Source organism: Mucilaginibacter sp. P25, assembly GCF_050859465.1.
Classification (GTDB): Bacteria; Bacteroidota; Bacteroidia; order Sphingobacteriales; family Sphingobacteriaceae; genus Mucilaginibacter; species Mucilaginibacter gossypii.
Window position 1 is genome coordinate 4,977,997 of sequence record NZ_CP193937.1, and the last position, 18,075, is coordinate 4,996,071.

Here is an 18,075-nt window from a genome sequence, read left to right on the forward strand (position 1 = left end):
TGAAATTGGATAAAACAATTATATTAATTAAAAATCGATATAGCAATCGATTGTGAAGAAAAAGAACCATGTTTTTTTTGATTGAAGGATTGACTTGATGGAAAGTCTGGATTCAAACATCCTTTAATCTCCTAATCCCGAAAATCATGCCTCAGATTTCTTATTTTTACCACATGCTACAAGTAAGTGAATTATACATCTACCCTATCAAATCATTGGGCGGCGTTGCTGTGCAAAATGCGGAGGTTACCCGTCGTGGTTTACAACACGACAGGCGTTGGATGCTGGTTAATGACCACGGGCATTTTATAACGCAACGCGAGTTTCCGCAGATGGCCTTATTGAAGGCATCAATCCAATCGGATGGGATAACAGTACATCATCAGTCAAGTGGGTCATTATTAATTCCGTTTAATTGCGAAAGAAAACCTTTGCAACAGTTTGCAGTTTGGGAAGACACCTGTTTTGGACAATATGTAAGCGAAGAGTTCGACGAATGGTTCAGCGCAGCACTTAATATGAAATGCCGCCTCATTTACATGCCCGATGACAGTGAACGCGAAGTTGACCAGCGCTACGCCAAACCCGGCATGATCACTTCCTTTGCAGATGCCTATCCTTTTCTGCTTATTGGGCAAGCTTCGCTTAATGACCTCAACAAACGTATGCCGTTGCCATTGCCAATCAACCGCTTTCGCCCCAATATAGTTTTTACAGGCGGCAAAGCTTATAGCGAAGACCTGATGAATGAGATTGAGATAGCAGGCATAACCTTTTACGGGGCAAAGCTTTGTGCACGCTGTGTGCTCACTACTATTGATCAGCAAACGGCTGTAAAAGCCAAAGAGCCTTTAAAAACCCTCGCCTCCTATCGTATGAAAAACAATAAGATCATGTTTGGGCAAAACCTGATACATGAAAATACCGGCATAATTTCGGTGGGTGATGAACTTAAGGTTTTAAGTACCCATACCGAAGAAAGATTTATTGTAGCAAAGAAACCAATCACAACTGCATGAAACCAACCATAACAATCGAATATTGCCCTAAATGCAACTGGATGATGCGTGCCGCTTACATGGCGCAGGAACTGCTTACAACCTTTACCGATGACGTAAATGGCGTTACCTTAAAACCAAGCGAAGTGAGCGGAAGATATACGATAAGCGTAGGTGAAGAAACACTATTTGACCGCAAACGTGATGGCCATTTTCCAGAAATCAAAGAGTTAAAACAGGCCGTTCGTGATAAAGTTAACCCGGGTAAAAGCCTCGGCCATTCAGACAGGCATACATTGTAACTTTTATATAACAATGTCTGTATAAAATATCCTTTCTATATAATCTATAATATTACTCGAAAAAATAGTTAATTTAGAGAATATCTTTATTTACCTTTGTGAGTTTTATTTTAGAAAATGCTTTCAAAAAAACTAAGTATGCTATAAAGGCACTTGTGGTTCTTGGCAAGAACATGGACCAGCCGCCTATGCAAATTTCGAAGATTGCCGAGATTGAACGAATCCCTAAAAAGTTTCTTGAGCAGATACTGCTTGATTTGCGCAATGCAGGGTTTCTTTACAGCAAAAAGGAGCAGGCGGTGGCTACAGTCTTAACCGCGATCCTAAAGAAATATTCCTGGTAAGCATTATGCGTATAACCGATGGGCCTATAGCCATGGTGCCCTGCGCCAGCTTAAATTTTTACCACAAATGTGATGAATGCCACCAGGAAAGCACTTGCGGCATAAGGGATGTATTTGTTGATGTAAGAGATGCCACACTTAAAATATTAAGCGAAACCAGCATCGCCGATATCATCAAACGCGAAACCACCCTCATCAGCGTTTAATTTTAAAACTTCATAAAACTGTCATAACGCAGTTTTTTTAAATTAAATGCTACTTTTTCCGTATACTATATATATATTTGGGAAATGAATCGTGAGAGCATTAATATTACTTGTCTTAACCAGCTGCCTTATTGCTATATGTGCAATGAGAAAACGAGGCTGTAAACGTAATATTTAACCATATATGCCTCTTTAGCCACAGCCAAAGGGGCTTTTTTATAAAAGATTAATACATAGAATATGCAGAGCTTCAGAACGGAACTGGAGAACCCTATTGTTGAGAAGGATATTATAGATCTTGAAAAAAGATCCATGCTTTTCGTGAAGGTAAAATTCATGATGAAAAATTCAGAAGTTTACGTTTGGCGCGCGGTGTTTATGGCCAGCGTCAGCCAGGCGTGCAAATGGTACGCATTAAACTACCTTTTGGTAAAGTTAGCTTTAAGCAACTATTGAAGATTGCCGAGATTTCTGACGAGTTTGGGAGCAGTAATCTCCACCTTACCACCCGCCAGGACATCCAGATCCACTATGTAAGTCTTGACCGTACACCTCAGCTTTGGGCCAAGCTTGCACAGGATGATATCACTCTGCGCGAAGCATGCGGTAATACCGTGCGCAATGTTACAGCCTCTCCTACTGCAGGTGTCGACCCAAAAGAACCATTTGACGTTTCTCCTTATGCATATGCTACGTTTGATTATTTTCTGCGTAACCCGATATGCCAGGAAATGGGCCGCAAATTCAAAATCTCTTTCTCGTCAAGCGATGAGGACACAGCGTTTTCATACATTCATGATATCGGTGCTATACCTAAAATAAATGCCAATGGCGAACGTGGGTTTAAGATCATGCTTGGCGGCGGTTTAGGTGCACAGCCAATTTTAGCCAGTATTGTTGAAGAGTTTTTACCAGAAGATCAGCTGATCCCTTATATAGAATCAGTAATCCGTGTTTTTGACCGTTACGGCGAACGCAATAACCGCAACAAAGCCCGTATGAAATACCTTATCCAAAAATTAGGTTTAGACGAGGTATTGCGTTTAGCCAAAATTGAGCGTACGGCCAACAAAGTAAAATCATACCCTATCAACCGGGATGCTATTGATGCCCCGGCTTTACCACCAACTGATAGCTATCCTGAGGTAACCATCAGCAACCCGTTGCGCTATGAGCAATGGCTGGCTACCAACGTTTTTGAGCAAAAACAAAAAGGTTTTTACGGCGTGTATATTAAAGTGCCTGTAGGTGATATCTCATCAGATACTGCCCGTGCACTGGTTAAAACACTGGAGCCATTGGTTGGTCACGAGATCCGCATTACTCAAAACCAGGGTTTGCTTTTAAAATATGTTCAAAAGGAAGCATTGCCTGCTTTATATGAAGGCCTGGCTAAGCTTGAACTGGCTGCGCCGGGTTTTGATAGCATTGCTGATGTCACCACCTGCCCGGGTACAGACACCTGCAACCTTGGTATCTCCAACAGCATGACCATGGCCCGCGTATTGGAGGACCTGATCTATAACGAATACGAAGACTTTATTTATAACCGCGAAATCAAAATCAAAATAAGCGGTTGTATGAATTCATGTGGCCAGCATGGTTTGGCCCACATTGGGTTTCATGGCAGTTCGCTTAAAGCAGGCGCTAAAGTATTACCTTCTGTACAGGTGATGTTAGGCGGCGGTACCGTTGGCGACGGCGTTGGCCGCGCTGCCGAAAGGGTGATTAAAGTACCTACCAAACGTGCTACCGATGTGCTAAGGTGGTTATTGAACGACTATAAAGAGTTTTCACCGGAGGGTGAAACTTACCATGAATATTATGACAGGCAGGGTAAAGATTATTTTTACCGTTTGCTGAAACCACTTGCCGATTTAACTACTCTTACCGATGACGAATATATTGACTGGGGGCACCAGGAAACATTTGTTACCGCTATAGGCGTAGGTGAATGCGCCGGTGTGATCATCGACCTGGTAGCTACCCTCCTGTTTGAATCGGAAGAAAAATTAGGCTGGGCTAACGAAGCTTATGCTGATGGCCGCTGGGCTGACGCTATTTATCATGCCTATAATGTGTTTGTAAGCTCGGCGAAAGCGCTGTTGCTTGATAAAGCCGTTAACAGCAGTACGCAAATTGGCGTGATCCGCGAGTTTGATGCGCAATACGTTGAAAAAGGCGAGTTTGAATTGAACGGGAGCTTTAATGATCTGGTATTACAACTCAACCAAAATGAGCCGTCACAAGAATTTGCCACAACATATTTAGCACAGGCTACAGAATTTTTAAGCAGAAGCAAGGATAAGAGAGAGGCGCTTGTACAATAATGACTGAAACTAATAAAAATATAAAAGAACCACGCATCACACTGGTGGGTGCAGGCCCAGGCGATGCCGACCTGATAACCGTAAAAGCTATCAAAGCTTTAAAAACAGCCGATGTTGTTTTGTACGATGCTTTGGTTAATGAAGAGTTACTTGACTACGCTCCGAAAAACGCTACAAAAGTTTACGTAGGCAAACGTTCAGGCGATCACACCTTTTCGCAGGAAGCAATAAACAACCTCATGGTTGATTATGCCAAAAACTATGGTCACGTAGTCAGGTTAAAGGGTGGTGATCCGTTTGTATTCGGTCGTGGATATGAAGAGTTGATAATTGCCGCGGCACACAATATATCCGCTTCTGTTATTCCGGGCATTTCCAGCTCGATAGCCGTACCCGAATTGCAGCAGATCCCGGTTACTCACCGCGGTTTAAGTGAAAGTTTTTGGGTGGTTACCGGAACTACTGCAAATGGCAAGATCTCGAACGATCTTGTTGACGCGTCACGATCAAATGCTACCGTGGTTGTATTGATGGGCATTCATAAGCTGGCCGAGATCGCTGAAATATTCAAGTTACAAGGCAAGAACAAACTACCCGTAGCCGTTATTCAAAGCGGTTCTACTGCAGACGAGAAGATCGCTGTTGCGACGGTGGATACTATTGTTGATACCGTTGATGAAAGTGAGATTTCATCGCCTGCCATTATTGTTTTAGGCGAGGTGGTATCGCTTCATCCAAAATTCCAACTGATAAAAGAAGTTTATGACGTTGTTGCCCGGGGATAAGAGTTTAACCAACATTCAGGATAAAAAACAGGAAGGTAACCAGCTTTTTCCGGTATTTTTAAAACTGAATGATCTGCATACGGTGCTTATTGGCGGCGGTAATGTTGGTTTGGAAAAACTTACTGCTGTACTTAATAACAGCAACAGTGCAAGGGTTACCGTTATTTCGCGCGAGTTTTTGCCCGAGGTACATACACTTGCATTGCAATATCCGGGCATCCGCATTATACAAAAATCATTTACCGACGACGACCTGAACGACGCCGATATTGTTATCGCTGCTACTAATGATAGCGAACTTAACAGCTATGTTCGCAGCGCAGCACATGATCGTAAATTATTGATCAATGTAGCTGATAAGCCTGCGCTATGTGATTTTTACTTAGGATCGATAGTGCAAAAGGGCGACTTGAAACTGGCCATATCTACCAATGGAAAATCGCCTACTGTGGCTAAACGATTAAAAGAAGTATTGAATGAAAGCCTTCCTGCGGAGCTTGACATCACTTTGCAGCAAATGAGCGAACTAAGAAATACCCTTGAAGGCGATTTTGCCGACAAAGTAAAAAAACTAAATAGCGTAACCTCGGTATTGGTTGAACCAAAACCTGTTAACCGGAAAAATTTCATTTGGCTAATTTGGTCAACCATTATCATATCACTGGCCATTGGTATAACCGCACTTTATTTCAAAGAGCCTAACTTTAAGCACTTCGTAACCGGCATCGATCCTATCTTTTATTACTTTTTAGGAGCCGGGTTTGTATTTGCTATGATTGATGGCGCCATCGGCATGTCGTACGGTGTTACCTCAACCACATTCTCTCTTTCTATGGGTATCCCTCCGGCCTCAGCCAGTATGGGCGTACACCTTTCCGAGATCATGAGTTGCGGTATAGCCGGTTGGATGCATTATCGCATGGGCAACATCAACTGGAAACTATTTAAGTTATTAGTTATTCCCGGTATAATAGGAGCGGTAACAGGAGCTTATCTCCTATCTTCGCTTGAGCATTACAGCATGTATACCAAACCTGTTGTATCGGTTTATACCCTGATATTGGGTATAGTGATATTCAGGAAGGCATTCAATACACAAAAGAAAAAATCGGCCGATAAGGTAAAACGCATTTCGCTGCTGGGTTTAGGCGGTGGCTTTATCGATGCTGTTGGCGGCGGTGGCTGGGGATCAATCGTGTTATCAACCCTGATAGCCGGTGGCCGGAGCCCACGTTTTTCGTTAGGCACTGTTAAGCTTTCACGTTTTTTTGTGGCAATGATGGGCTCAATAACCTTCATAGCCATGGTAAGCAGCGATCACTGGCAGGCTGTCGGAGGGCTTATCTTAGGCAGTGCGCTTGCTTCGCCAATCGCAGCTAAGATTTCTAATAAGATCTCTGCGAAAACTATCATGGTGGCGGTATCAGTAATTGTTATCCTCATCAGTATCCGTTCTATTATCATGTTTATTACTAAGGTTATATAAAATGAGCACTGCATTACAACAAATACAAAGTGTAACCACCGGACTTGGCCCTGTGGAAGCCCTCACTAAATTGGCAGAGCTTTTCCCTGGTGAAGTTATATTTTCTACCAGCTTTGGTTGGGAAGACCAGGTGATCAGTCATATGATCTTTGCCAATAACCTGCCAATTAAAGTGTTTACGCTTGAAACCGGCAGGCTGTTCCGCGAAACTTATTCAGTTTGGGCGGCTACCATGAACAGGTATCAAAAACCTATACATGCCTACTATCCGAATAATGAACTATTGGAAGAAATGGTAAGCAAAAAAGGCCCAAACAGCTTTTACGAGTCGGTTGAAAACCGCAAAGAGTGCTGCGGGATCCGTAAAATAGAACCGCTCAAACGCGCTTTAAAAGGCAACAAAATTTGGATCACCGGCATCCGCGCCGAGCAATCGGTTAACCGTCATGATATGCATGACATGGAATGGGATGAGCAAAACCAACTGGTTAAGTTCCACCCTATTTTCAGCTGGACACTGGACGAAGTAAAAGCCTATATCAAACAATACAACATTCCATATAACTCACTGCATGATAAAGGTTTCCCAAGCATCGGCTGTATGCCATGTACCCGTGCCGTAGCCGAAGGTGAAGATTTTCGTGCAGGCCGCTGGTGGTGGGAAGATCAATCGAAAAAGGAATGTGGTTTGCATGAGGTAACCGCTAAATAAGTCAAAGACGCTTTTTTTATACGTAGGTCAATTGGTTGAAAAATCAGTTGGCCTTTTTTGTTTCCGTCATAATCCCCACTCACTGTCATTGCCACGAAGCAATCGCGAACTACAAAGGCTGGATTTGCTTAGCCCCATTGTATTTAGGGGATTGCTTCGTGCCTCGCAATGACGCTTTTATAATGACGATAGACAAAATAGAAAAGGGGACAAAGCTTATCACTCCATCCCCTTACAAACTATATAAAACCTTATAAAAGCTCTTACTTGTTGTTATTATTGCCTGCTAATAAGCCATCAAGCGTTACCGATACGTAATACAAGCCACCGATTGTCGGGCCGCCTGCATATTGATAATATCTTTTGTTAAAAATATCGGTAGCCCCTAACTTAAATGTTGCATAGTAAGAAGGCACGCGGTAAGTAACCTGTGCATCAACTGTTTTAATTGAAGGCACGGTACCGGTAACCAATGGGCTCTCCCACAGGTACGACTGCTGCCATTTGTAAACCACGTTGAAACCGAAGTTTTTAACCACCTCACGGTTACCGAACGATACATTGCCCGACCACTCCGGGGTATTGAAACCTGTAACAAAAATATCTGAAGCTGTTTGGGCTTTCAGCTTATTGAAGCTCACGTTACCCGATACCGTGTAGTGCTGGTAGAAATTGTAAGTGATACCCGCCGAAGAACCATAATTATGGTAAATATTCTTAGCATTGGTATAAACGCGGTACCTGCTTTGCCCCTGACTGGCTGCGTTACTTGATGTGCCTGTTGTGGGATCGCGGTTAATGTCAAGCATGGCTAATACAGCTGCGTCTGAACCTACGGTAACACCGTTTGGCACAAAAACTTGTACCTGGCCGAGGAAACCATCATAACGGTTGGTGTAAGCGTCAATATCAATGAACACTTTATTGTCGGCTACGATACCTTTATAACCTACCTCAAAAGAAGTAATTTGCTCCGGGCGGGCAGGTGGCAAGTCCGCTACTTTTAACAGGTTACGGTTAGCCAAAGCTGCCTGGTCTGAGCCGCCTGCAGCGTTTACTGCAGCATTGAATGCCACTACCGATGTTTGGGTATAGCTATTGCCAAGGTATCCTAAGCCTTCGTTAATGAATGGCAAACTACCCACACGTTTTACACGACCGTTATTTACGTATGATAAAGCTTCAAATAACGATGGAAAACGAAAACCGTTCTGGAATGTAAACCTGAAGTTATGATTTTGGTTAACGGTATAAACAGCGGCTAAACGCGGTGTAAATTTAGGATCGAAGTATGGGTTACGATCCCAGCGGATTGAGCCGAATAATTTCAACTTCTCATCAAAAAAGGTTTTGGTAACCTGGGTAAATGCACCGTATTTTTTATAGATAACGTCTTTACCGAAAGAGCCATCAGCCAATGGCGTGTTCCTGTCTGCAATAGGACGGCTGAAATCCACGAAGTTATTACCATCCGGCGTAATGCTGTAAACACGTACATCAGCGCCAACCAAAAGGTCAACAAATTTAACCTTCCTGCTCAGGTCCCACTGGGCCTCACCGTTGTACATATGACTTTTTTGCCATAACGCCGCACCGCCTGTTTCCGGGGCATTAGGGATCAGGCTTGATTTAATATCCCAGTTATTGATGCCGATAATGGTTTTCCTCAAAGCGTCAAACTCAGGAGTTCCCGGTTCAACACGGCCTTTATCAGCAGCTACACGGGCAGCTTGTTCGGCTGCAGCAAGATTTGCAGACGTTAATACACCGCCATTATAAGCTTTTAAAGCGTTACCATATAAAGTTGCCCATGCCGAATTGCTGGCGTGGTTAAGGTCAAGGTTATCGGCCAGTGGTTTTACATTAAACGAGTTGCCGGTATTTTCAATCGATTCGTAACCGCGCACCAGGAAGTCTTTCCCTTTTAACTCAATTTTATGGTTCTGAACTGTAGCCCCTTGTAACGAGATTTTATTACCCCGCTGAAACACGCCATCAAGTCTGCCATAGCGATAAGTATAAGATAAGATGGTATTTGGCGATAATTTATAAGCCAGCGTACCATCCAGTTTTAAGTTTTTCACATGCGGATCAACCAGATCAACTTCGTTATAGCCTGTACGGGCTACGGTAAGGTTTGGGCGGGCTTTACCATCAACCGTGATGCCTTTTATTGATACAGTGTTACTGCCTGCGAGTGCGTCGTCACCATACTTATTCCAGCCATCATAAGCTGCGTTGCTGGTACCTGTTAATTCAGGATAAGCAGGGTTGGCCGATTTAAGGTTGGTTGGATTTTGATCAAGACGGGTATCTGATTGCCAATCCTGTCCCTGCATATAACTAAAGTTCACTTTAACGGCAAATTTATTGTTAAATGCTTTGGCATATCTTAAAGCATCTTCGGTAAGCGAACTTGCCCCTAAGCGGTCTTTACCAACATGGTTTAAACCCTGGCGATGGTAAAAGCTTAAGCCCTGGTATTTAAATGGATCTTTAGTGAACAGGTTTGACAAGCCGTTAATAGCATTAGTACCGTAAAGCGCAGCAGCAGCACCCGGAGTAATTTCCACACTGGCAATATCTAATTCGGTTGGGCCAATAGCGTTTCCAAGCGGTACACCCAGTGTAGCCGACTGCATATCAACGCCATCAACCAGTTGCATAAACCTGAAGTTGTTGGGACTGTTGAAGCCACGGGTGTTAGGCACTTTGAGGGTGATACTGGTGGTTGTCATCTGCACGCCTTTCACGTTCTCCAAAGCATCATAAAAACTTGGGCCGGGCGATTGTTTTAACGCCGTGATACTCAATTTTTCGATAGCTACGGGCGAGCGAAGCAATTTTTCCTCCTTACGGGATGCTGTTACTACCACCTCATTAACCAACAATGATTGCGTAGTAAGCGTAATATTTACGGTACTATTGGCATTTTTAATGTAAAACTCCTGCGGCTGATAACCGATCGCGGTAAAAACAAGTGTATAGGGCAATTTGGCACTGGTAGTTAATGAAAACTTACCGGTAGTATCTGTTGATGTTTTATTGGTTGTGCCTTTAATAGATACGGTTGCCCCTATCAGCGGCTTACCCTGGTCGTCGTCAACTTTTCCGCTCAATATATATGAGCCGTTAAGCTGTGCATAACCTATACCCGGCAATAGTACCAGGAAGAGCGCAAGTATTCTAACTAAGTTTGTAAAAATTTTCATGAAGTAATTTGTGGCGGTGGTAATTAAAATTGTGATTTTGGGTCGTGTATTATCGTTGATGGAGGCTATGGCTCAACAACAACACATTGCAGTTAGGAGCTGCATTTTTAACTTGGACAGAACGGCAATTGCATTAAAATGATACATTGTCTATAGAATTAGTCGACAAAAATAAAAATTTAATACTGACTGTCAAGCTTTCCGGTCTGTTTTTTTAAATTTTTGATGACTTCCGCGTCATTTCACTATAAAATCCATCACTTTACTGGATATTTCAAAATAAACAAAGCCTAATTTCTCCCAAATTTGTAATATTGAAGCCTCAACCTGTACTATACTAATGGCTTTCAATTATCAACGCATCGTTATCAAAATCGGCTCAAATGTTATTACCCAGGAAAACGGCCTCCCCGACCTGCCGCGAATAACCCATTTGGTTGACCAGATAGCTGCGATAAAAAAGCAAGGCATTGAAGTGATACTGGTTTCATCGGGCGCTGTCGCATCCGGTCGCAGTCTCATTACCGTTGCCGAAAAATCAGATGCTGTTGCGGCCCGGCAGGTTTTGGCCTCTATCGGGCAGGTAAAACTGATCAATACCTATTCACATTTGTTTGAGCAGTTTCAGATCCTGTGCTCGCAGGTTTTGGTTACCCGCGAGGATTTCAGGGACAGGATGCATTACCTCAATATGAAAAATTGCCTTGAGGCATTGCTGCAATATGAGGTGATCCCTGTTGTCAATGAAAACGACGTGGTATCAGTAACCGAGCTTATGTTTACCGATAATGATGAATTGGCAGGCCTCATAGCATCTATGCTAAACGCTAATGCGCTCATCATCCTCACCAACGTTGATGGCATTTACAATGGCGATCCTAAAGCAGCTGGTTCGGCAGTGATAGATGAGGTTAGCGGTAATGAACTTGATTTTTCAAGTTTTGTATCATCTGGCCGTTCGCAATTTGGCCGGGGTGGCATGATCACCAAATCAACCATGGCGCAAAAAACAGCCCAGCTTGGTATTTCAGTGCATATAGCCAATGGTAAACGTGATCAGATCTTAACAGATGTTTTGGAAAACCAGGTTACACATACCCGCTTCATTCCAAATAAAACAGCATCGGGTAAAAAGAAATGGATTGCCCATTCCGAAAAATCAGCGACTGGGAGTGTACTGATCAATGCCGGTGCAAAAGCCGCGCTCATCTCAAACAAGGCAACCAGCTTATTGCCGGTTGGCATAGTGGGGGTAATAACCGACTTTAAAAAAGGCGATATTATTAAACTGATAGATGATACCGATAAGCTGATTGGTTTAGGCATTGCCGAATATGGTGCCGATAAGGCCCGTGAACGCGTCGGCCAAAAAAACCAAAAAGCACTGGTACACTATGATTATCTTTACTTACAAGGCTAAATACAATGAACTATAACAGCTATTTTGATAAAGCACGTGAAGCAAGTCGAAAATCGCCTCTTGCCCCTACCGTAATCAACGGGATTTTGGAGGATGTTGCTGCCGAGGCTATAGCACAAACCGAATATATCCTGGCCGAGAACGAACGAGACCTTGACCGTATGGATCCGGCCGATCCAAAATACGACCGCCTTAAACTTACAGCCGACCGCATCAAAGGTATTGCAGGCGATATGCAAAGCGTAGCCCAACTGGATAGCCCGCTTGGCAAACAGCTTTCTGCTACAGAAATGTCCAACGGTTTATCGATATCAAAAATACGTGTCCCGCTTGGCGTTGTTGGCGTTATTTACGAAGCCAGGCCCAATGTTACCTTTGATGTTTTTGCGCTTTGCTTTAAAACAGGCAACATCAGCATATTAAAAGGCGGCAGTGATGCCGATTTCTCTAACCGGGCTATTATTTCGGTTATCCATAAAGTATTGGCAAAACATGGAGTTGATGTCAATGTGGTTACACTGCTCCCCGCCGAACGTGAGGCTACAACAGCTTTGCTGAATGCTATTGGTTATATTGATGTGCTTATCCCAAGAGGAAGCCAGTCGCTGATTGATTTTGTGCGGGATAACAGCAAGGTACCTGTTATTGAAACAGGTGCCGGTATTGTGCATACTTATTTTGATGAATCGGGCAACGTAGAGAAAGGTGCTGAAATTATTGCCAACGCAAAAACCCGCCGGGTAAGTGTTTGCAACGCCTTGGATTGTTTGATCATCCACTCCGCCCGCTTAAGCGACCTGCCGCAACTGGCACACATCCTAAACGAAAAAGAAGTAGAAATCTTTGCCGATGAACGGGCCTTTGAAGCGTTAAAAAGCAATTACCCCTCCAACCTTTTGCATAAAGCCAGTCCGGAACACTTTGGTACTGAATTTCTTTCGATGAAGATGGCTATTAAAACAGTAAGTTCATTTACTGAAGCGTTAGAATATATCGCTGTAAACAGTTCAAAACATAGTGAAGCCATTATCTCTGAAAATGCAGAAAACATTGCTAAATTTTTAAATGATGTGGATGCTGCAGCTGTTTATGCAAACGTATCAACAGCGTTCACTGATGGCGCCCAGTTTGGTCTTGGCGCCGAGATTGGCATCAGTACTCAAAAACTCCACGCCCGCGGTCCTATGGGCCTGGAAGAACTTACCAGTTACAAATGGATAGTTAAAGGCAACGGACAAACACGCAATCCGTAAAATATCCTGCAAAAAACATATCACATAAAAAAGGTGCTTACTCTGTATAGTAAGCACCTTAACGTGTTTATTCGTATTGTTAAGCGTTACTTTATTAAGTAGTTGGCTGCTGCAATAAAGCAAATAATCACTAAAATTACGCCCTGTAATTTTTGTTCTAAAGTTAATTGAGTTAACATTGTTTTATTAATTAGGATATAGCAAATTTATAATGTAATAGGTCCGTTACAATAGGCGGCATCACTTTTACGTTTTTTTAATAAATAATGTTGCTTGTTTTTATAATAGTCAACTCTACATTTATTATTTAAAATTTTAGCAACAAATGTCTTTTAATGTTGAAATTAGTGTATCACCTACACCTGTTACAAACACACTTTTTACAACGAAATGAACTCTCTGAGCGCCCGTTTAATTCCCTTTTTTAATCAGCCCTTTTTACACTAAGTAGATTAAATTTTTTTGCTTTATTATACAATATTAATATGGTGTTAAGAATATCGCTATCGGGGCATTTTAACTTATATTAAAGAAACAATGAAATTAACAGCGACGAAATCGGGATTTATAAACAACATTTACACTAATTTTGCCTCATATATCACCATCATCTTTACTTAATATAACTCATATAAGATCCTGAATAACAATATTAATTAACTATTAATTAACACAAAATAATGGTTATCTAAACACATTTTACCCTATACTGACTAAGCTTGTGTTAACATAAAAATCAAATAGGTATCTTTGCAGCATTATGAGTAAGCATGGCAGGATATTAGTGGCGATGAGCGGCGGGGTTGATAGTTCGGTGGCGGCAGTGATGCTGCATGAACAGGGCTATGAAGTTATTGGTTTAACCATGAAAACCTGGGACTATGCCTCATCGGGCGGCAGCTCAAAAGAAACCGGCTGTTGTAGTTTAGATAGCATCAATGATGCGCGTGCCCTTGCCGTTGGTTACGGTTTCCCTCATTATATATTAGATATCCGCAACGAGTTTGGCGATTTCGTGATCGATAACTTTGTTGATGAATACCTGGCTGGCCGTACCCCTAACCCATGCGTTTTGTGCAACACTCATATTAAATGGGAAGCGTTATTAAAACGTGCCGATAAACTCGATTGCGAATTTATAGCTACCGGTCACTATGCTAATATCCGTTTGCAGGACAATGGCCGTTACGTGATATCAAAAGGCAAGGATACCAATAAGGATCAATCGTACGTATTGTGGGGTGTATCTCAAAAAAATCTTGCGCGTACTAAATTTCCATTGGGAAGTTTTTCAAAGCCAGAGATCAGGCAAATGGCACTTGATATGGGGCAAATAGAGCTTGCAGGTAAAAGTGAAAGCTATGAGATCTGCTTTGTACCTGATAATGATTACCGGTCATTTCTGCGCCATAAAGTTGAAGACCTTGATGAGCGAATTGGCCCGGGTAATTTCGTACTGACCAACGGCACAGTAGTAGGTAAGCATCAGGGCTATCCTTTTTATACCATTGGCCAGCGTAAGGGCTTGGGCGTGGCATTAGGACACCCTATGTTTGTTACGCGCATCGATCCTACCACTAATACAGTTGTTTTAGGCACCGCCGACGAGCTTGAACGCAAACAAGCCTGGGTAAAAAACCTCAACCTAATTAAATATGAAAATATAAATGAGCCGCTCGAAGCCATTACCAAAATCCGTTATAAAGATGCCGGAGCGCAAAGCACCATTCTTCAAATGGGCGAACATATGAAAGTTGATTTTCATCATAATGTATCAGGCATAGCACCGGGCCAATCAGCTGTATTTTATGAAGGAGATGACCTTGTTGGCGGCGGCTTTCTTATGTAAACACCCTATTTCCTGCATTTTTTAAGCTTGACAATGCGAGCTGCCGCATTTGCTTGTTATCATTTTGTTAAAATCAGATTGGTTATTTTGCAAGAATATAATTTCCAAAGGCATTTTCGCGCAAAAATCTCAACTTAAAACATAATTCGCCTTCAATTTTTACACCTTTTACCAAAAACTAATTGGTGTTTCGCTTACTTTATGTTTTATTTGCAAAAACTAAAACTGATTAAATGGCCAAAAACTTACTGATAGTTGAATCACCGGCAAAAGCTAAGACCATTGAGGGTTACCTTGGAAAGGACTTTACTGTAAAGTCCAGCTACGGGCATATCCGTGATCTGGTTAAGTCGGAAGATGCAATTGATATAGCTAATAACTTTAAACAAAAATACGAGGTACCCGCAGATAAAAAGCAGGTAGTTAGCGAATTAAAGAAGTTAGCTAAGGAAGCCGAAATGGTTTGGCTCGCGTCGGACGAGGACCGCGAGGGTGAGGCCATTTCCTGGCATTTGTTTGAAACATTGGATCTGAAGGACACGCACACCAAGCGTATTGTTTTTCATGAGATCACTAAACCGGCCATTTTAAAAGCAATAGATACACCACGTAAAATCGACTATAACCTTGTTAACGCCCAACAGGCGCGCCGTGTTTTAGACAGGTTGGTAGGCTTTGAGCTCTCCCCTGTTTTGTGGAAGAAGGTAAAACCATCACTTTCGGCAGGTCGTGTACAGTCAGTTGCAGTAAGGCTTATTGTAGACCGTGAACGTGAGATCAATAAATTTAAATCAGAAGCAGCATTTAAAATCGTAGCCATATTTGGCAAAGGCAAAGAAGCTTTCAAGGCCGAACTACCTGAACGTTTTTCTAAACAGGGAGATGCTGAAAAGTTTTTACAGGATTGTATTCCTGCCGACTTCGATGTAAAATCATTAGATACCAGACCAACAAAACGTTCACCAGCTGCACCGTTCACCACCTCAACCCTGCAACAGGAAGCAAGCCGCAAATTGGGCTATTCTGTAGCGCGCACTATGCAGGTTGCACAAAGGTTATATGAATCAGGTTATATTACCTATATGCGTACCGACTCGGTAAACCTGTCTGAACTGGCCTTAAATTCGGCGGCAAGCGAGATTGTATCTGCCTACGGCGAAAAATACCATCAGCAAAGAAGATATAAAACCAAAAATGCCAGTGCACAGGAAGCGCACGAAGCGATCAGGCCAACATATTTCAATAACCATTCTATCGATGGTGAATCCGCAGAAAAGCGCTTATATGAGCTGATCTGGAAACGTGCCATTGCTTCGCAAATGAGCGAGGCCCAGTTTGAGAAAACTACTGCAAAAATCAGTATCTCAACCCGTAATGAAGATTTAGTGGCAAACGGCGAGGTAATGAAATTTGATGGCTTCCTGAAAGTTTACCTTGAATCGCAGGATGATGAGGATGAACCACAGCAAGATGGTGAAAACGCAATGTTGCCTCCATTAACCAAAGGTCAGCGTTTAGCTATGCAGGAGATGTCGGCTACAGAACGTTTTTCACGTCCGGCGGCACGCTACACTGAGGCAAGCTTAGTGAAAAAGTTGGAAGAGCTTGGTATCGGGCGTCCGTCAACCTACGCTCCAACTATCTCAACCATTCAAAACCGTGGTTATGTGGTAAAGGAAGAACGCGAAGGTAAACAGCGTAATTTCCGGGTGTTAACATTGAAGGCGGGCAGCATCACCAAAGAGGAAAAAACAGAGAACACCGGAGCCGAACGTGGCAAACTGTTCCCTACTGATATTGGTGCAGTTGTTAACGACTTCCTGGTACAATACTTCAAGGATATCGTTGACTTTAACTTTACCGCCAGCGTTGAAAAGCAATTTGACGAAATAGCGCAGGGAATGAAAGAGTGGACTGCAATGCTCCACGATTTTTATAATCCGTTTCATAAGGAAGTTGAAAATACTATTGAAAAGGCTGATAAAGCAACCGGCGAGCGTGAATTAGGCATTCACCCTGAAAGTGGGAAGAAAGTTTCTGTGAGGATAGGTCGTTTCGGGCCATTTGTGCAGGTTGGAGAGAGCGCTACCGACGAAAACGAAGAGAAACCCCTTTATGCAAGTCTTCGCAGCGGGCAGAGTATCGAGACCATCAGCCTTGAAGAGGCACTTGAGCTATTCAAACTCCCCAAAGTTGTGGGCGAGTATGAAGGCAAGGTAATGAAAGTGGCCATCGGCCGTTTCGGACCTTACATTAGCCACAACAGCGCTTTTGTATCGTTACCTAAAGAAATCGACCCGCATGATGTTACTGAAGAACAAGCTATTGAGCTCATTAACCTGAAGCGCAAAAAGGATGCTGAAAAGCTGATCAAAGCTTTTGACGAAGATCCGGATGTAAAAGTATTGAACGGCCGTTGGGGACCATATATTGAATTTGGTAAACTAAATGTTAAGATCCCTAAAGATAAAGATCCTTTGACCCTGACTTACGAGGAATGCAAGGCACTCGCCGACGCAACTCCGAAGGATGCTAAAAAAGGGCGCTTTGGTAAAGCTGCTACCTCAGCCAAACCCGCTGCAACAAAAGCACCGGCTAAGAAAAAGGCGGCAACTAAGAAGAAGTAGTGAATGGTTGATTAGGTGAATGGTTTAGCATTGAAATTAGACCACTCACCTAATCAACCCAATCGACCAAAAGATGAAAAAAGACCTGCCCGAAAATAATGTAAAGGATATTGCTATTGCGGTAGCATTGGAGAGCGAGAGCGTGGAAAGTAAGGTATGGTATGTGTACCTCATTAACCTTAAAAACGAGCCGATCGAAAACGTGCTCATAACCTCAAAAGGCTATGGGGAAAAGGATGGTGAACAGGTAAAAACCTCTACCCTAAGGCATATGATCCCTGTTGTAGATAGCAAAGCATATAAGCTTATCGAGCCTATTGATGAGCAAACCTTCGGCCTTAATAACGAATATTGGCTAAGCTATTATATAGGCAAAGACATTTTCGACAAGAAATTTATATTCCTTCCTGAAAGTATTGTGGAGATGAATTTTATCAAGATCCCGGTTTTAAATAAGCCTGGAGTTATGATAAAATAATTCTCGCTTTAAATTATTTATTGTCATAAATTTCATAATTTACCTGATAATAAATAAACCTATTCATGGAAAA

At 42.6% G+C, this 18,075-nt stretch carries 11 protein-coding genes and 2 pseudogenes; 12 read left to right on the top strand and 1 reads right to left on the bottom strand.

Annotation, left to right across the window (positions count from 1 at the left end; genetic code table 11):
* Positions 1-173: 173 nt before the first annotated feature.
* The 7 genes and pseudogenes from ACRQ5D_RS25205 to ACRQ5D_RS25235 all read left to right on the top strand — a co-directional run bounded on the left by ACRQ5D_RS25205 (position 174) and on the right by ACRQ5D_RS25235 (position 7,163).
* On the top strand, positions 174-1,019 hold the full coding sequence (locus ACRQ5D_RS25205) for an MOSC domain-containing protein (RefSeq protein WP_091164920.1): 846 nt from the start codon (positions 174-176) through the stop codon (positions 1,017-1,019).
* Positions 1,016-1,300, top strand: a complete 285-nt coding sequence (locus ACRQ5D_RS25210; RefSeq protein ID WP_091163894.1) for a SelT/SelW/SelH family protein — start codon at positions 1,016-1,018, stop codon at positions 1,298-1,300. The genes ACRQ5D_RS25205 and ACRQ5D_RS25210 overlap by 4 nt, the downstream gene beginning before the upstream one ends.
* 173 nt (positions 1,301-1,473) lie before the next feature.
* Positions 1,474-1,850 (top strand): annotated as a pseudogene (locus tag ACRQ5D_RS25215) (RrF2 family transcriptional regulator).
* 240 nt (positions 1,851-2,090) lie between these two features.
* A pseudogene (locus ACRQ5D_RS25220) lies at positions 2,091-4,180 on the top strand (nitrite reductase).
* A complete protein-coding gene (cobA, locus tag ACRQ5D_RS25225; RefSeq protein ID WP_091163888.1) occupies positions 4,180-4,965 on the top strand; it encodes a uroporphyrinogen-III C-methyltransferase in 786 nt (261 codons plus the stop codon). Before ACRQ5D_RS25220 ends, cobA begins: the two are co-directional and overlap by 1 nt.
* Positions 4,943-6,451: a TSUP family transporter gene (locus ACRQ5D_RS25230; RefSeq protein ID WP_091163885.1), complete on the top strand. Its 1,509-nt coding sequence runs from the start codon at positions 4,943-4,945 to the stop codon at positions 6,449-6,451. Before cobA ends, ACRQ5D_RS25230 begins: the two co-directional genes overlap by 23 nt.
* A 1-nt stretch (position 6,452) precedes the next feature.
* Complete coding sequence (locus ACRQ5D_RS25235) at positions 6,453-7,163, top strand: phosphoadenylyl-sulfate reductase (protein WP_091163883.1); 711 nt, start codon at positions 6,453-6,455, stop codon at positions 7,161-7,163.
* A 263-nt stretch (positions 7,164-7,426) separates the two neighbouring features.
* Here ACRQ5D_RS25235 and ACRQ5D_RS25240 read toward each other — a convergent pair whose 3' ends face one another.
* Complete coding sequence (locus ACRQ5D_RS25240) at positions 7,427-10,375, bottom strand: TonB-dependent receptor (RefSeq protein ID WP_091163881.1); 2,949 nt, start codon at positions 10,373-10,375, stop codon at positions 7,427-7,429.
* A gap of 340 nt (positions 10,376-10,715) precedes the next feature.
* Here ACRQ5D_RS25240 and proB point away from each other — a divergent pair, with 340 nt between their 5' ends.
* The 5 genes from proB to ACRQ5D_RS25265 all read left to right on the top strand — a co-directional run bounded on the left by proB (position 10,716) and on the right by ACRQ5D_RS25265 (position 18,002).
* A complete protein-coding gene (gene proB / locus ACRQ5D_RS25245; protein ID WP_090525396.1) occupies positions 10,716-11,795 on the top strand; it encodes a glutamate 5-kinase in 1,080 nt (359 codons plus the stop codon).
* 5 nt (positions 11,796-11,800) lie between these two features.
* Positions 11,801-13,048, top strand: a complete 1,248-nt coding sequence (locus ACRQ5D_RS25250; protein WP_091163879.1) for a glutamate-5-semialdehyde dehydrogenase — start codon at positions 11,801-11,803, stop codon at positions 13,046-13,048.
* Between the two features lie 760 nt (positions 13,049-13,808).
* Complete coding sequence (gene mnmA / locus ACRQ5D_RS25255; RefSeq protein WP_091163878.1) at positions 13,809-14,897, top strand: tRNA 2-thiouridine(34) synthase MnmA; 1,089 nt, start codon at positions 13,809-13,811, stop codon at positions 14,895-14,897.
* Positions 14,898-15,130: 233 nt separating this feature from the next.
* The gene (topA, locus tag ACRQ5D_RS25260; RefSeq protein WP_091163876.1) at positions 15,131-17,524 is read left to right on the top strand and encodes a type I DNA topoisomerase; all 2,394 of its coding nucleotides are present in this window, start codon (positions 15,131-15,133) and stop codon (positions 17,522-17,524) included.
* A 73-nt stretch (positions 17,525-17,597) separates the two neighbouring features.
* Positions 17,598-18,002, top strand: coding sequence for a hypothetical protein (locus tag ACRQ5D_RS25265; RefSeq protein ID WP_090525388.1), 405 nt, complete (start codon positions 17,598-17,600; stop codon positions 18,000-18,002).
* Positions 18,003-18,075: the final 73 nt, after the last annotated feature.

Excerpts from the sequence above, each read along its gene's own strand:
- ACRQ5D_RS25230 (WP_091163885.1), top strand. The coding sequence starts at position 4,943 with ATGACGTTGTTGCCCGGGGATAAGAGTTTAACCAACATTCAGGATAAA.
- ACRQ5D_RS25240 (WP_091163881.1), bottom strand. The coding sequence starts at position 10,375 with ATGAAAATTTTTACAAACTTAGTTAGAATACTTGCGCTCTTCCTGGTA.
- ACRQ5D_RS25235 (WP_091163883.1), top strand. The coding sequence starts at position 6,453 with ATGAGCACTGCATTACAACAAATACAAAGTGTAACCACCGGACTTGGC.
- ACRQ5D_RS25265 (WP_090525388.1), top strand. The coding sequence starts at position 17,598 with ATGAAAAAAGACCTGCCCGAAAATAATGTAAAGGATATTGCTATTGCG.
- ACRQ5D_RS25210 (WP_091163894.1), top strand. The coding sequence starts at position 1,016 with ATGAAACCAACCATAACAATCGAATATTGCCCTAAATGCAACTGGATG.
- cobA (WP_091163888.1), top strand. The coding sequence starts at position 4,180 with ATGACTGAAACTAATAAAAATATAAAAGAACCACGCATCACACTGGTG.
- ACRQ5D_RS25205 (WP_091164920.1), top strand. The coding sequence starts at position 174 with ATGCTACAAGTAAGTGAATTATACATCTACCCTATCAAATCATTGGGC.
- ACRQ5D_RS25250 (WP_091163879.1), top strand. The coding sequence starts at position 11,801 with ATGAACTATAACAGCTATTTTGATAAAGCACGTGAAGCAAGTCGAAAA.
- topA (WP_091163876.1), top strand. The coding sequence starts at position 15,131 with ATGGCCAAAAACTTACTGATAGTTGAATCACCGGCAAAAGCTAAGACC.
- mnmA (WP_091163878.1), top strand. The coding sequence starts at position 13,809 with ATGAGTAAGCATGGCAGGATATTAGTGGCGATGAGCGGCGGGGTTGAT.
- proB (WP_090525396.1), top strand. The coding sequence starts at position 10,716 with ATGGCTTTCAATTATCAACGCATCGTTATCAAAATCGGCTCAAATGTT.